Here is a 13847-nt window from a genome sequence, read left to right as displayed (position 1 = left end):
AACGGCTTCAAGAGACGGCCACGGCAGGTGCTGGAAGGCAAACCCATCGCACATATAATATGAATAAACCAAGCAGACCCAATTGCCGATAATGCCGCGGGAACCAATCCGATCCGCGGCTCTTTCCAAGGAGGGACTGAAAGGCCGTTCAGCGTCTTCCAATCGACGCAAGGCTTCTTGTTCCGGCAAGCGTCGCGTCCGTGCAGACCGATTTGCGTGAAGGCTTCGAGGGGATATTGGAGACCATAACGAAAGAGAACTGGGGGCCTCCGTCCTTTTCCGGTCGCTTGCAGCGCGGCCGGCTGGCGCCGCTGGCGATTCTTTGTGGCGGGATGTTCTTCGCGTTGGTCATGACCGCCTTAAGCGCAACGGTACTGTACCAAGGTCGGCTCGACGCAATGGAGCGCGCCCGCGAAACGTCGCGCAACCTCGCGCTGATTGCCGAGCGGGATATCGAACGCAATTTCGAGTTGTATGCCCTGTCCCTAGAGGCGGTGGTCGACGGCATGCGCGACCCGGACATGCTGGCGTTGCCGCCTCGTCTGCGCCGCGAGCTGCTGTTCGATCGGGCTGCAACCGCGAAATATCTCGGCTCCGTGCTGGTGCTGGATGCGGCGGGCAACATCACGATCGACTCGGGCAGCGACGTACCGCGCAAGGGCAACTTTGCCGATCGCAAGTATTTCATCATCCAGCGCGACAATCCGGATGCTGGCTTGTACGTTAGCGCTCCCTATCATTCACGGTTGCGCGGCGGCTCGCCAAGCATCGCGCTGAGCCGGCGCCTGTCGCATCCGGACGGGTCGTTCGCCGGTATCGTACTGATCGCGGTCAATCTCGAGTACTTCCACGCGCTGTTCGCCGGGCTGTCGCTCGGGCCGCACGGAGCCGTGTCCCTGATCGGCACGGACGGCATCATGGTGATGCGCCAGCCGTACGACGTACACACGATAGGGCGCGACATCAGCAAGGCCAGCACGTTCCAGCGTTTCAGGTCGGCACCAGAAGGCAGCTTCTCGGACACGGCGTCGATCGACGGCGTGCGCCGCCTGTACTTCTTCCGAAATTTCCCGCATTTGCCGCTGATCATCATGGTGGCCGAAGCCGAGCAAGACATCTTCGCAGCCTGGCGCAAGCGCGCTCTGACGATCGGCTCGCTGATGGTTGCATTCGGCCTGAGCTTCGTCGCGCTGTCCTTCCTGATGGGCGCCCAGTTGCGACGCCGGATGCTCGCGGAATCCGAGCTGCAGCTCCTCGCACGGATGGACGGACTGACCGGACTCCATAACCGCCGCACGCTAGGCGAGATTCTTGATCACGAGTGGCGCCGCGCCTGCCGCACTCGCAGCGTGTTTTCGCTGCTGTTCGTCGATATTGACTGGTTCAAAGCCTTCAACGACACCTACGGGCATCAAGCGGGCGATGACGCGCTGGCTGCGGTGGCACGATGCATCGGGGAGAACATCCGGCGCCCGGCGGACACCGCAGCACGGTACGGTGGAGAGGAGTTCGTGGTGGTGCTGCCCGACACCCCTCCTGCGGGTGCCGCGCTGATCGCCGAGCAAATCCGCACGGCGATCAGCGAACTGGCGATCGAGCACGCAGGCAGCGAATACGGACGTGTCACCGCCAGCATCGGTGCGGCCAGTTGGGCGCCGGAGCAGGACGGCGATGTGAGCGCGGTGATCAAGGCCGCGGACGAGGCGCTGTACAACGCCAAGGCGACCGGCCGAAACAAGGTTTCGCGGGTCTCCCCCACATGATTGGGTTCCCGTCGGCAGTCGCTCGCATCCGGCCATTCGCCTGGTCCGGTTTCGAATGCAAGCAGCTGCGGTTAGTCGCCGAACGTCAGCTGGTTTTCGTTGCCGTTGAATTGATACCCAAGCCGCCACTTCTTTGAACCGCCGGGACGCAGATCCGGAAACAGGCCGCCGCCGTCGAAGAGTTTGTTTCCCCTGAGCGGTACCGGCTTTCAGTGCCAGCAGCAATGTTAGTCTTCGGCTTTCTGTTGGTCCGTCAGTTGGGCCTGCAGGCCCAACTGACGGGCGTATTCGGCAGGCGCCACTTCACCGAGAGCCCTGTGAGGCCGACTCTCGTTGTACTCGACCCGCCATCGCTCAATCTGCGCCCTGGCATCGGCCAACGATGTAAACCAGTGCGCGTTCAGGCATTCATCGCGCAGCGTGCCGTTGAACGACTCCACGAATGCGTTGTCCGTTGGCTTGCCGGGCCGACTGAAGGCAATCTCGACCTTTTGATGGTAAGCTCACAGGTCCATCACCTGACTCGTAAATTCCGAGCCGTTATCACACAACAGTGTACGAGGGGCAACGGCCGGCCGACGTATTGAAGATGGATAAGCGAGACGTTCGCGACGGCGTGGTCTGGGTCCGACAGAATAAAACCGGGGCGCGTCTGCGCATTGAAGTTGTCGGCGAACGTGCCGAGCTACTTGCACAACTTGCTAGTAGAAAAACCGCACACAACCCTAGGTCAACACGCCTTATCGTCGACGAACATGGGCGGCCACTGGGACGCTCAGCGTTACGATTTCGATTTGACCGCGCACGGGATGCAGCCGGTATCGCGAAAGAAGCGTTTCAGTTTCGGGACCTGCGGGCCAAGGCGGGCACTGACAAAGAAAGCGCAACCGACCTGCGAAGCGCACAGGCCCTGCTCGGGCATGGGAGCGTAGCGATGACCGAGCACTATGTGCGAAAGCGCGGCGCTAAGATCACGCCAACTAGGTGAACCACTTGCAAGCTTGGCTGCCTGTGAGACCCGCTAGCTCGTCACTTTAGCGGGACTCGGCGATTTCCTCTATCGCGCCTTCAAAGAAATCGAGGAATTGCGGAGCAAGTCGGTCCGTCACTTTTACCAACCCTCCTTTGCTAAACGACAATTGACCTTTGATCATACGGGCCGTCACTTCGTACGTCGCCGTGTCGACCACATAGGTCTTGCCCGTGGTTTCCCAAATTGCCTTGAGGTCGATTCCCTCCTTGGAGGCGAGTTCGACCCGCCCGACCACGTGCCGGTCAAATACTACGTTGATTAGCTTCAAACCCACCAAGCGAATTTGATCAAACTTATCAAAGAATGGCGGCGTCCTAGAATCACCGAAAACCATGGGTTGAATTGAAAATCCATATCCCGCGATTCGCCCCAATTCGTTCATAAGCGTCTTCACCGATTTCCCCGGGTTGTCCACCCGCAGAAACACTGCTTCGCCTCTCGAAAAAAATTTGATGTCTACAAAATTAATCGTAGATACGGACTCGGCACGGGGATTGCCATCTTCATCGAACGCAATCGCAGATACTGTCGAGCGCCATGCGAAACGAAGGCAATCGCCGGTCTCGTCTGATTTTCTCGGGCGAAACCCGCAATCCGATTCGGATGTGAGCGGAAAATTGAGAAGCTCACGAACCAAGTTCGATACTCCGAAAGGAAGCGCGAGCCTATACCATTTGAATCGCAAGGTCATGATGTCAAGTCTTCGGAGGGGTCGATTTAGTCCAAATATCTTCAGCGCACTTCTTGGACGCTTTCTCGATGAGTGACGATAACCGCTCAACCTCGTCTGGTCTCGGACTGCGGCGTTTTTTGCTGACCATCCCGTCTTCGCACGGGTAAACGCCGCGAACAAGATATGAGAATCCAGTGCAGTCTCGCGCATTTGCAAAATGTGCATCAAGTTCGAAAACGTGTCCCTCGCCCATTGCTTCCCTAACCTTCCACACGGTTCGAATCGTGTAGAAATCTGCGGACTTGCTAATGATGTCCTTCAGTTCCTGCGACTGCTCCACCCCTTTTCCGCGCAATGCAATCCGCTCGATTCGGCTGTCCTGCACCTCATTGTTACCGATGTCATCGTCGGAAAGCTCCTGCTCATCGTCTTCGTCTGACTCTTCTGGAGTATTGCGGTATACGTACAGCTCGGTTACATCGTACTTACCCATTCCTTCGATGCCGTGAATCAAATTATAGAAAAATTCACTTCTCAAGCTAGGCAACACCACGTCATACAATGAAACGACGCGGCGATCCAGCTTTATGGAATTTCTCTTTTCGACCGAAGAAAAAACAGCCTCTCGAACTTTGTTTATGTATTCATTTTGCGAATTTCTAACAACATACGCACCATCCTCTTTCTTGAACTGAATTACACCGTCCTTATGCTGAACCTGCTTGAATTCAGTTTTAGCGTAATCCACCTCGGAATACTGGACAACCAATGCGATGTCATCTCCGTCTCTGGTGATCAAAACAACGTCGCCTTCCTTCTCTAGTTCGACCTTGATTGCAGAAATAGCCGTTTCGATCTGATTCACATCAATGGGCGTTGTAATCTCTACCGCAGTCACCTTTTCTCGGCGATTAGCAACGCCGAGGCGAGCTGCTATTCGCTGATGATCCTGATAATCATGCACCAGCCTGCTGAAGTATTTCGCGAGTTCCGACTTATCGGTATACTTCGAAACCAAAACATTTCTGTCGGCAAACAATTGACGTATCGTCGCTTGATCAACCCGATGTTGATTCAACGCATCGAACACATTCTTGTCCGTTGCGTAATAAATCGAGGGTCCATGAGGCGGCTTTTTCATCCATTTTCTCCATCGCGCCAACCGAGCTTTGCAGGAGAATAATTGTCCGTGACGGCGACAACGTGTTCGAGCTTAATGGCGTCCAGTGTTGCCGCCCTTGTCGCCTCGAAACCCCATGCCTTGCTGTATCGGTGCTTGGCTACCAAAAAATTACTTTGAATCTGATCGCTCGGCTGCTTATGACTCACGCGAACGCGCACCTGTGCGTCTTTGTCCAGCAATTGCAGTCGAGACAGACTGTCGAGAAAATACTCGAACTCCATGGCCGAATCACCCGGCCGGTTGTAATAGATCACGTAGCCAGGCTTTCCCTTATCCGTACCATTGTGTTTAATTACGCAGTACGGTGCGTTCAGGGTTTCAACTGTCGCGGCTTGCCCCCAAACCTCGCCGTGCCGACGCCATAGAACGAGGTCTGGATAATAGAACGTGTAGTCGTCGGATATTTCCTTGCGCTGCAACAGACGACTCAGGTCGTTTGCAACTGAGTACAGGCGATTGATATCCAGTGGCCCAAGCACATGCAGGTATGTGTTTTCCGCGATGGGCAGGGCGGAAACATCGATCTTGCGCATGGTTTCCGCTAGGTCATGCTTGAAGTCATGATCGTGGTTATGCAGAAAAAGCAACCCGCGAACCTCATAGGGTTCCGAGACATCCACCACATGCCTCGTTCGCCACTCGTCCGAAGCGCACGCACACTGGACGGAAATCGCTAAAGAACGCAGTGCATTACGCAATGTGCTCTGGTTGATAGATGACTGTCCGTAGCTTTTGAGATCGGTGTTCAGATAGACCTTTCGGCCCAGATACGGATCGTCGTAATAGAAGACGACATCGGTCGGGTGCGTCTGCTTCTTTGATCCACCCGCGGTCTTATGGTCGTCGTTCAGGCAGGCAAAATTGTGGTTGGTGGCGGGGTGAATATTCCACCTGAAGTACTCGAAGATATCTTCGGATACGCGCGTCGCGATTTCCCCGATGTTGTAGGTCTCTGCCATATCGATGACGCTTATCAATTGTTGGTCGGTCACTTACATGGGCAGTATGCCATCCCGATGTGCTTTTTGTCGTTTTGTAGAACGTGCGTGATTTTGTAGAACAAAAAAAACGGGCCCCATCTCTGGGACCCGCTTCGGTATTGGTGCCGGCTGCAGGACTCGAACCCGCCACCTGATGATTACAAATCAACTGCTCTACCTGATGAGCTAAGCCGGCGTGGAATCGAAAATTCTACCTCATTTCACGATCTTGAGGCGAGGCCGGTTGCCTTTCGCGCCATCGTCATCGCCATCACCGTCGCCGTCCGACTTCGGCGCGTCGTCCGCGCGATCGCCGGGTTCCGGCACCGCCTCGTCCTCGCCCCGCGCACCGATGCCCGCAACCTGCCCGCCGGCATCGCCGCCGTCTTCCGCCGCGGCAAGCGCCTCGCCGCCGTCAGCATCGCCGGAGTCCGCCGCGGCGTCGACCTGAAACGCCATCCCCTGCCCATTCTCGCGCGCGTAGATCGCAAGCACGTTCGCGATTTGCACCTCGATCTTGTGCGCCTTGCCCGAGAACCGCGCGGTGAACTCGATCCATTCGTTGCCCATCTGCAGCTGGCTCGTCGCCTCGAAGCTGATGTTCAACACGATCTCGCCGTCGCGCACGAACTGGCGCGGCACGCGGGTCGACTTGTCGACCCGCACCGCGATGTGGGGTGTATATCCGTTGTCGGTGCACCACTCGTAGAGCGCGCGCAGCAAATACGGCTTCGTGGAAATCTCTTGCATCGCCATCCTCGAACGGAAACGGACACGGCGGCGCCTCGCCGCCGCATCTGCTCCCCAGTCACATACCGCTCTTAACGACGCATGACCTTTTCGGACGGCGTCAGCGCTTCGATATAGGCAGGACGGCTGAAGATCCGCTCTGCATACTTCATCAGCGGCGCGGCGTTCTTCGACAGCTCGATCCCGTAATGGTCGAGGCGCCACAAGAGCGGCGCGATCGCGACGTCGAGCATCGAGAATTCTTCGCCGAGCATGTACTTGTTTTTCAGAAAGATCGGCGCGAGCTGCGTCAGGCGATCGCGAATCGCGAGACGCGCCTTCTCGTGGCTCTTTTCCGCCGCCTTGCCCTTCTCGTTCTCGAGCGTGCTCACGTGCACGAACAGTTCCTTCTCGAAGTTGAGCAGGAACAGGCGCGCGCGCGCGCGCTGCACCGGATCGGCCGGCATCAGTTGCGGATGCGGGAAACGCTCGTCGATGTACTCGTTGATGATGTTCGATTCGTACAGGATCAGATCGCGTTCGACGAGAATCGGCACCTGTCCGTACGGGTTCATCACCGCGATGTCTTCTGGCTTGTTGAACAGGTCGACGTCGCGGATCTCGAAATCCATGCCCTTTTCGAACAGCACCAGCCGGCAACGCTGGGAGAACGGACAAGTCGTGCCGGAATACAGAACCATCATGTTTGCGTTTCCTCAAAAAGCTGAGGGCCAGCGCGCGGAAAAGCCGCTTGGCGGGCTTTTCCGCGCGCTGGCCCCACGCCAGTCACGGCGTGATTACTTGATATCTTTCCAGTAGGCGGCATTGAGCCGCCATGCGAAGAAAGTCAGGACACCGAGGAACAGCAGCACCCACACGCCAAGGCGTTTGCGGGTCTGCTGCGCCGGCTCGGACATCCAGCTCAGGTACGCGACCAGATCGCCGACGGCGGCATCGTAATCCACCGGCGAAAGCGTTCCGGGCGTCACCTGCTGGAACCCGGCGAGCTTGCGCACTTTCTCGCCCGTTTCCTCGTCCTTCTTTTCCTCGAATTTCGCAATGCGCTCCCCTTGAAGCTGCCACAGCACGTGAGGCATGCCGACGTTCGGGAACACGACGTTGTTCCAGCCCGTCGGCCGCGTATCGTCGCGGTAGAAAGTGCGCAGATACGTGTAGAGCCAATCACGGCTGCGGGCGCGCGCCTCGACGGACAGATCCGGCGGCGCAACGCCGAGCCAGTTCTTCGCGTCTTCCGGCCGCATCGCGACGGACATCGTGCTGCCGACCTTATCGGTCGCGAACAGGAGATTCTTCTCGATCTCCTTCTGCGAGATGCCGAGATCCGTCAGCCGGTTGTAGCGCATCAGGTTCGCACTATGGCAATTCAGGCAATAGTTTACAAACAATTGCGCGCCATGCTGCAAAGAGACGAGATTCTCCGTGTTATCGGGCGCCCGGTCGAGCGGAAATTCGCCCTCCTCGGCCCGCGCGGATGCGCTCGTCAGCAGACATGCCGACACAATAAACATTGCGAGCGCCGAAAGCAATTTCTTCATACGAATACCTCCTCGCTCACGTCAATGGGGTTTGAACCGCACGCGTTCGGGCGGCTGCTTGAATGTGCCGAGCCGCGACCAGAACGGCATGCCGAGGAAGAACGCGAAGTACACGAGCGCGCACACCTGCGCGATCAGCGTCGCGGCGGGCGACGGCGGCCGCGTGCCGAGGAACGCGAGCGTCATGAACACGGCGACGAAGATCCCGAAGAACACCTTGTGGAAGAACGGCCGGTAGCGGATCGATTTGACCGGGCTGCGGTCGAGCCACGGCAGGAAGAACAGCGTGACGACGGCCGCGCCCATCACGACGACGCCCCAGAACTTCGATTCGGTGAGGTACATGAAGACGACGAGCGCCGCGGCGAGCGCGGGCAGCGCGATCTTCCACTTGCCGCGCGCGCGCACGAGCGCGAGGAGGCCGAGCGCCGCGATCACGATCATCAGCACGATCTTGAACGGGTCGGTCGTCGCGCGCAGCATCGCGTAGAACGCGGTGAAGTACCAGACGGGCGCGATTTCCGGCGGCGTCTGCAGCGGGTTCGCCGGAATGAAGTTGTTCGCCTCGAGGAAGTAGCCGCCCATCTCCGGCATGAAGAACACGATCACCGCGAACACCATCAGGAACACGCAAACGCCGAAGAAGTCGTGCACCGAGTAGTACGGGTGGAACGGAATGCCGTCGAGCGGCACGCCCTTGTCGTCCTTCTTCTCCTTGATCTCGATGCCGTCCGGGTTATTCGACCCCACTTCGTGCAGCGCGATCAGGTGCGCGACGACAAGCAGCAGCAGCACGAGCGGAATCGCGATCACGTGGAACGCGAAGAAGCGGTTCAGCGTGACGTCGGACACGACGTAATCGCCGCGAATCCAGAGCGACAGGTCCGGGCCGATGAACGGGATCGCCGAGAACAGGTTCACGATCACCTGCGCGCCCCAGAACGACATCTGCCCCCACGGCAGCAGGTAGCCGAAGAACGCCTCGGCCATCAGGCACAGGAAGATCGCGCAGCCGAAGATCCACACGAGCTCGCGCGGCTTGCGGTACGAGCCGTACAGCAGGCCGCGGAACATGTGCAGGTAGACGACGACGAAGAACATCGACGCGCCCGTCGAGTGCATGTAGCGAATGAGCCAGCCCCACGGCACTTCGCGCATGATGTACTCGACCGACGCGAACGCGAGCGTCGAGTCGGGCTTGTAGTTCATCGTCAGGAAGATGCCGGTGACGATCTGGTTCACGAGCACGAGGAGCGCGAGCGAACCGAAGAAATACCAGACGTTGAAGTTCTTCGGCGCGTAGTACTCGGAAAGATGTTGCTTCCAGGTGGAAGTGAGGGGAAAGCGCCGGTCGACCCAGCCGAGCAGGCCTGTTGTGGAGATCTCTTTATTGTCGGTCGCCATTTACGCTTCTCCTTTCTCGTCCTTGCCGATCACGAGCGTCGTGGCCGACGTGAACATGTAAGGCGGGACGTCCAGATTCTGCGGCGCCGGCTTGTTCTTGAAGACCCTGCCGGCGAGGTCGTAGGTCGAGCCGTGGCACGGACAGAGAAAGCCGCCCGGCCAATCGTCGGGCAGGTTCGGCTGCGGCCCCGGCGTGAAACGCTGGCTCGGCGTGCAGCCGAGATGCGTGCACACCGCCATGACGACGAGAATGTTCTTGCGGTCGGTCCTCGACCGGTACTCGTTCGCGCAATACGACGGCAACGGCATCGAGTACGGGGATTTCGACTGCGGATCGGCGACTTCCTTGTCGGCCTTCACGACATCGGCGAGCATGTCGTCGGTGCGGTTCAGCACCCAGACCGGCTTGCCGCGCCAGGGAACCGTGAGCATTTCGCCCGGCTTGAGCGCGCCGATATCGACTTCGACGGGCGCGCCGGCCGCCTTAGCCTTGGTGGACGGCGCCAACGACGCCGCGAAAGGTACCACGGTTGCGACGCCACCGACGCCGCCCGCAACCGATGTCGCAATCAGCCAAGTCCGGCGGCCGCTGTCGACGTGTTCCTCTTCTTTGTCTCGCATCACACGCCCCAATTCTGAGTTGGATTTCCGTCACGACATTTCACACCGCCGCTAGTTTGCTCGAATGGAGTCGGCATTTACAAGACCCGGACGTTAAATACCTCCTGAAGCTATTATTAATCAAGGGTTTCCCCGAGCTATCGAAATTCCAGGTCCGATAATCGACGAAATCCGCACCGCAAGGCATTTCCGTTTGGATGCGGTGCGGCAATTCGCGCAGTTAAACCGGGTTATGAATATCGATAAAAATATGCTCGAGATCAAATCGCTCCGATAAATGCTGGCCGAGCGCCTGGATGCCGAATCGCTCGGTCGCATGGTGCCCCGCCGCAACGAATGCGACGCCGCTCTCGGCCGCCGCGTGCGTCACGTACTCGGACACCTCGCCCGTCAGGAACACGTCGGCGCCCGCGTCGATCGCCGCGTCGAAGAAGCTTTGCGCGCCGCCCGTGCACCACGCGACGCGGCGCAGTTGCTGGTCCTGGTCGCCCAGCACGAGCGGCGTGCGGCCGAGCGTGTTCTCGACCTTCGCGGCGAAATGTTCGAGCGAGACGGACATCGGCAACGTCGCGAGCCAGCCGAGATCCTGATCGCCGAAGCGGGCGTCGGCGATCAGGCCAAGACGCTCGCCGAGCTGCGCGTTGTTGCCGAGTTCGGGGTGCGCGTCAAGCGGCAGGTGGAACGCGAACAGGTTCAGGTCGTTCGCGAGCAGGCGCTTCAGGCGCTGATACTTGCGACCGGTGATCTGCGGCGCCTCGTTGCGCCAGAAGTAGCCGTGATGGACGAGCACCGCGTCCGCGCCCCATTCGAGGGCGCGATCGAGAAACGCGAGCGACGCCGTCACGCCGGTGGCGATTTTTTCGATCTTGCGACGGCCTTCCACCTGGAGGCCGTTCGGGCTGTAGTCCTTGAACCGCTCAATTTCGAGGGTATTGTTCAAGTACAATTCGAGTTCGATCCGATCCATATAAACCTCTAGTATCTTCAAATGCTTAGACGCTTCTGGCTGTTCTTCGCCCAAGCGGTGACGGTGCTGCTGGCACTGATGTTCATCGTGGCGACGCTCAAGCCGCAATGGCTGCAACGGCAGGGACAACTCGGCAAACAGCTCGCGGCGCCGATCGTCGCGCTGCGGGAAGTCGCACCCGGCGTCGGAGGCGCCCCGGCTCAATCCTCGTATGCGGACGCCGCGCAGAAGGCGATGCCCGCGGTCGTCAACGTATTCTCCAGCAAGGACGGTTCGCTGCCGCCCGATCCGCGCGCGAAGGACCCGCTCTTTCGCTATTTCTTCGGCGATCGCAACGCGCGCCGGCAGCAGGAGGAGCCCGCTGCCAATCTGGGGTCGGGCGTCATCGTAAGCTCGGAGGGTTACATTCTAACGAACCAGCACGTCGTCGACGGCGCGGACCAGATCGAAGTCGCGCTCGCCGACGGCCGCACGGCCACCGCGAAGGTGATCGGCAGCGATCCGGAAACCGATCTCGCGGTGCTCAAGATCAACATGACGAACCTGCCGACGATCACGCTCGGCCGCTCGGACCAGGCGCGCGTCGGCGACGTCGTGCTCGCGATCGGCAACCCGTTCGGCGTGGGCCAGACGGTGACGATGGGGATCATCAGCGCGCTCGGGCGCAATCACCTCGGCATCAACACGTTCGAGAATTTCATCCAGACCGACGCGCCGATCAATCCGGGCAACTCGGGCGGTGCGCTCGTCGACGTGAACGGCAACCTGCTCGGCATCAACACGGCGATCTACTCGCGCTCGGGCGGCTCGCTCGGCATCGGCTTCGCGATTCCCGTGTCGACCGCGCGCAACGTGCTCGAGAGCATCATCACGACGGGCGCCGTCACGCGCGGCTGGATCGGCGTCGAGCCGCAGGACGTGACGCCCGAGATCGCCGAATCGTTCAGCCTCGCGCAAAAATCGGGCGCGATCGTGGCGGGCGTGCTGCAAGGCGGCCCGGCCGACAAGGCGGGGATCAAGCCGGGCGATATCCTCGTGTCGATCGACGGCGAGGAAATCACCGATACGACGAAGCTGCTGAACGTGGTCGCGCAGATCAAGCCGGGCACGCCGGCGAAGGTGCATGTCGTGCGCAAGGGCAAGGAACTCGACGTGACGGTCGTGATCGGCAAGCGGCCGCCGCCGCCGAAACAGGCGCTCGACGACCAGAACAGCGACGAGGAACAGTGAGCGCCGGCGCGGCGCGCGCTTCGGAGCGGCCCTGGCCCCCCGGCGCGGCCGAGCGACGATGCCGGCGCGGGCCGGGTGGCGTCGACGGTGGCATCCGCCTACGGTAGCGCGGCGGCAAACAAAAAGGCAACCCGATGGGTTGCCTTTTTCGTTCCGATGCGCCGATCCCGCCGACTGCCGCGACCGGCGGAACGGGGCGGACCTTGAAACGGTGCCTGTGCGGCCCCCGACGCCGCCGATCGCGCCCCGCAAGATTCTTCAGCGTACCGGATTCGCGCCGAAGCACGCCTGGGCAGCGCCTCCTCCCCCGGGCGAAACCGGCGCCCCCCCTCTCGATCACCCCGAGTCGGCCCGTTCAGCTCGCCGCGGCCTTGCCCTTGTCCTCTTCCTTCGGCGGCGGCTTGACGAAGAGCCGCGCCGCGATGATCCCTGCCTCGTACAGCAGCACGAGCGGCAGCGCGAGCATCAGCTGCGAGAACACGTCGGGCGGCGTCACGACGGCCGCGACGACGAACGCGCCGACGATCACGTACGGCCGGATCTCCTTGAGCTTCTGCACGGTCAGCACGCCCATCCGCACGAGCAAGACGACGACGATCGGCACCTCGAACGTCACCCCGAACGCGATGAACATCCCGAGCACGAAACTCAGGTAATTGTCGATGTCGGTCGACATCTCGGCGCCGAGCGGCGCGTTGTAGTGCGCCATCACGCGGAAGATCGTCGGAAACACGAGGAAGTACGCGAACGCCATGCCGCACAGAAACAGGAAGTAGCTGCTGCCGACGAGCGGCAAGACGAGCTTCTTCTCGTGCTGGTAGAGCCCGGGAGCCACGAAGGCCCAGATCTGGTACAGCACGAACGGCAGCGCGATCACGAGCGCGACGAGCATCGTCACCTTCATCGGCACGAAGAACGAGCCGGTGACGTCGGTCACGATCATCTTGCCGCCCTTCGGCAGGTTCTCCATCAGCGGCCGCGCAAGCAGCCGGAAGATGTCGGGCGCCCAGTAGACGAGCCCGAGGAACACGACGATCACGGCCGCGCCCGCCTTGATGATGCGGTCGCGCAGCTCGACGAGATGGGAGATGAAGGTTTCTTCCGGACCTTCGTCCGGATTGTGCTGGGGGTCGCTCACGCCGGCCCTCGGTTGAAGTGTCTAGCGCCGATCATCGATCAGAAGAAACGCGCCGGACGGCGCAGGCTCGCCGGCTGGTGTCGCGCGACGCGCGCGGCGCCCGACTGCACCTGCGTACGGCGCATCGTCGCGCGCTTGTACCAGACGGGCGTCACCGTCTTCTTCACGCGCCAGTTGCGGCGCTTCGCCGACGCGGCGGCGAAGGTGCGCCACGACGGCTCGTCGAACGACGCGGGCGCGCCGCCCGATGCGTCCGCGGCCGCCGAATCGCCCGACGACCCGGCCGAATTCCACGCGGCGTTCAGATCGCGCTCGTGCTCGCGCAGGTTGTCGTGGATCGTGTTCTCGACGTTGCGCGCCGCCTGCTCGAAATCGGTCTTCATCGTGCGCAGCGCATCGAGCTCGATCTCGCGCGAGACTTCCGCCTTCACGTCGTTGATGTAGCGCTGCGCGCGCCCGAACAGCGCGCCCGCCGTCCGCGCGACGCGCGGCAGCCGCTCGGGGCCGAGCACGACGAGCGCGACGACGCCGATGAGCGCCATCTTCGAAAGACCGAGATCGAGCATCGCG

At 60.5% G+C, this 13847-nt stretch carries 14 protein-coding genes, 1 tRNA gene and 1 pseudogene; 3 read left to right on the top strand and 13 right to left on the bottom strand.

Going from position 1 to position 13847, the window contains the following annotated elements:
* Window positions 1-332 precede the first annotated feature (332 nt).
* On the top strand, window positions 333-1763 hold the full coding sequence (locus WS91_RS29265; RefSeq protein WP_059671563.1) for a sensor domain-containing diguanylate cyclase: 1431 nt from the start codon (window positions 333-335) through the stop codon (window positions 1761-1763).
* Between the two features lie 227 nt (window positions 1764-1990).
* Here WS91_RS29265 and WS91_RS29260 read toward each other — a convergent pair.
* A pseudogene (locus WS91_RS29260) lies at window positions 1991-2329 on the bottom strand (integrase core domain-containing protein); the annotation flags it as partial.
* Between the two features lie 23 nt (window positions 2330-2352).
* On the opposite strand from WS91_RS29260, the gene WS91_RS34925 reads away from it, so the two are divergent.
* Entirely contained in the window at window positions 2353-2751 is a 399-nt protein-coding gene (locus WS91_RS34925) for a tyrosine-type recombinase/integrase (protein ID WP_082717525.1), read from the top strand.
* Between the two features lie 46 nt (window positions 2752-2797).
* On the opposite strand, the gene WS91_RS36510 is transcribed toward WS91_RS34925, so the two are convergent.
* The 10 genes from WS91_RS36510 to WS91_RS29210 form a co-directional block, all read right to left on the bottom strand.
* The gene (locus WS91_RS36510) at window positions 2798-3433 is read right to left on the bottom strand and encodes a hypothetical protein (protein WP_156432550.1); all 636 of its coding nucleotides are present in this window, start codon (window positions 3431-3433) and stop codon (window positions 2798-2800) included.
* Between the two features lie 58 nt (window positions 3434-3491).
* Window positions 3492-4610: a hypothetical protein gene (locus WS91_RS29250; RefSeq protein WP_063889464.1), complete on the bottom strand. Its 1119-nt coding sequence runs from the start codon at window positions 4608-4610 to the stop codon at window positions 3492-3494.
* The gene (locus WS91_RS29245) at window positions 4607-5644 is read right to left on the bottom strand and encodes a hypothetical protein (protein WP_226377191.1); all 1038 of its coding nucleotides are present in this window, start codon (window positions 5642-5644) and stop codon (window positions 4607-4609) included. The genes WS91_RS29250 and WS91_RS29245 overlap by 4 nt, the downstream gene beginning before the upstream one ends.
* A 108-nt stretch (window positions 5645-5752) precedes the next feature.
* Window positions 5753-5828 (bottom strand) — tRNA-Thr (locus WS91_RS29240).
* A gap of 20 nt (window positions 5829-5848) precedes the next feature.
* Window positions 5849-6382 carry a ClpXP protease specificity-enhancing factor gene (locus WS91_RS29235; RefSeq protein WP_038754999.1) on the bottom strand — a complete coding sequence of 178 codons (534 nt, stop codon included), beginning with the start codon at window positions 6380-6382 and terminating at the stop codon, window positions 5849-5851.
* 71 nt (window positions 6383-6453) lie between these two features.
* Window positions 6454-7065 carry a glutathione S-transferase N-terminal domain-containing protein gene (locus WS91_RS29230; protein ID WP_004185176.1) on the bottom strand — a complete coding sequence of 204 codons (612 nt, stop codon included), beginning with the start codon at window positions 7063-7065 and terminating at the stop codon, window positions 6454-6456.
* Between the two features lie 93 nt (window positions 7066-7158).
* Entirely contained in the window at window positions 7159-7917 is a 759-nt protein-coding gene (locus WS91_RS29225) for a cytochrome c1 (RefSeq protein ID WP_038754985.1), read from the bottom strand.
* 21 nt (window positions 7918-7938) lie between these two features.
* Window positions 7939-9321, bottom strand: a complete 1383-nt coding sequence (locus WS91_RS29220; protein WP_059577328.1) for a cytochrome b — start codon at window positions 9319-9321, stop codon at window positions 7939-7941.
* Window positions 9322-9942 (bottom strand): ubiquinol-cytochrome c reductase iron-sulfur subunit, encoded by a 621-nt coding sequence (gene petA, locus WS91_RS29215; protein ID WP_038754979.1) that lies wholly within the window; start codon window positions 9940-9942, stop codon window positions 9322-9324.
* A 220-nt stretch (window positions 9943-10162) separates the two neighbouring features.
* On the bottom strand, window positions 10163-10909 hold the full coding sequence (locus WS91_RS29210) for a Nif3-like dinuclear metal center hexameric protein (RefSeq protein ID WP_038754977.1): 747 nt from the start codon (window positions 10907-10909) through the stop codon (window positions 10163-10165).
* A gap of 21 nt (window positions 10910-10930) precedes the next feature.
* On the opposite strand from WS91_RS29210, the gene WS91_RS29205 reads away from it, so the two are divergent.
* Window positions 10931-12139 (top strand): Do family serine endopeptidase, encoded by a 1209-nt coding sequence (locus WS91_RS29205; RefSeq protein ID WP_038754974.1) that lies wholly within the window; start codon window positions 10931-10933, stop codon window positions 12137-12139.
* A gap of 355 nt (window positions 12140-12494) precedes the next feature.
* Here the strand turns inward: WS91_RS29205 and tatC are convergent, their stop codons facing one another.
* On the bottom strand, window positions 12495-13277 hold the full coding sequence (gene tatC / locus WS91_RS29200; protein WP_038753787.1) for a twin-arginine translocase subunit TatC: 783 nt from the start codon (window positions 13275-13277) through the stop codon (window positions 12495-12497).
* Between the two features lie 38 nt (window positions 13278-13315).
* The gene (gene tatB, locus WS91_RS29195) at window positions 13316-13843 is read right to left on the bottom strand and encodes a Sec-independent protein translocase protein TatB (RefSeq protein WP_038753784.1); all 528 of its coding nucleotides are present in this window, start codon (window positions 13841-13843) and stop codon (window positions 13316-13318) included.
* Between the last annotated feature and the right edge of the window lie 4 nt (window positions 13844-13847).

It is taken from the genome of Burkholderia sp. MSMB1498 (assembly GCF_001526245.1).
Taxonomy (GTDB): Bacteria; Pseudomonadota; Gammaproteobacteria; order Burkholderiales; family Burkholderiaceae; genus Burkholderia; species Burkholderia savannae.
The sequence above is the reverse complement of the archived record's forward strand: the minus strand, read 5'-3'. Positions and strand labels throughout refer to the sequence as shown.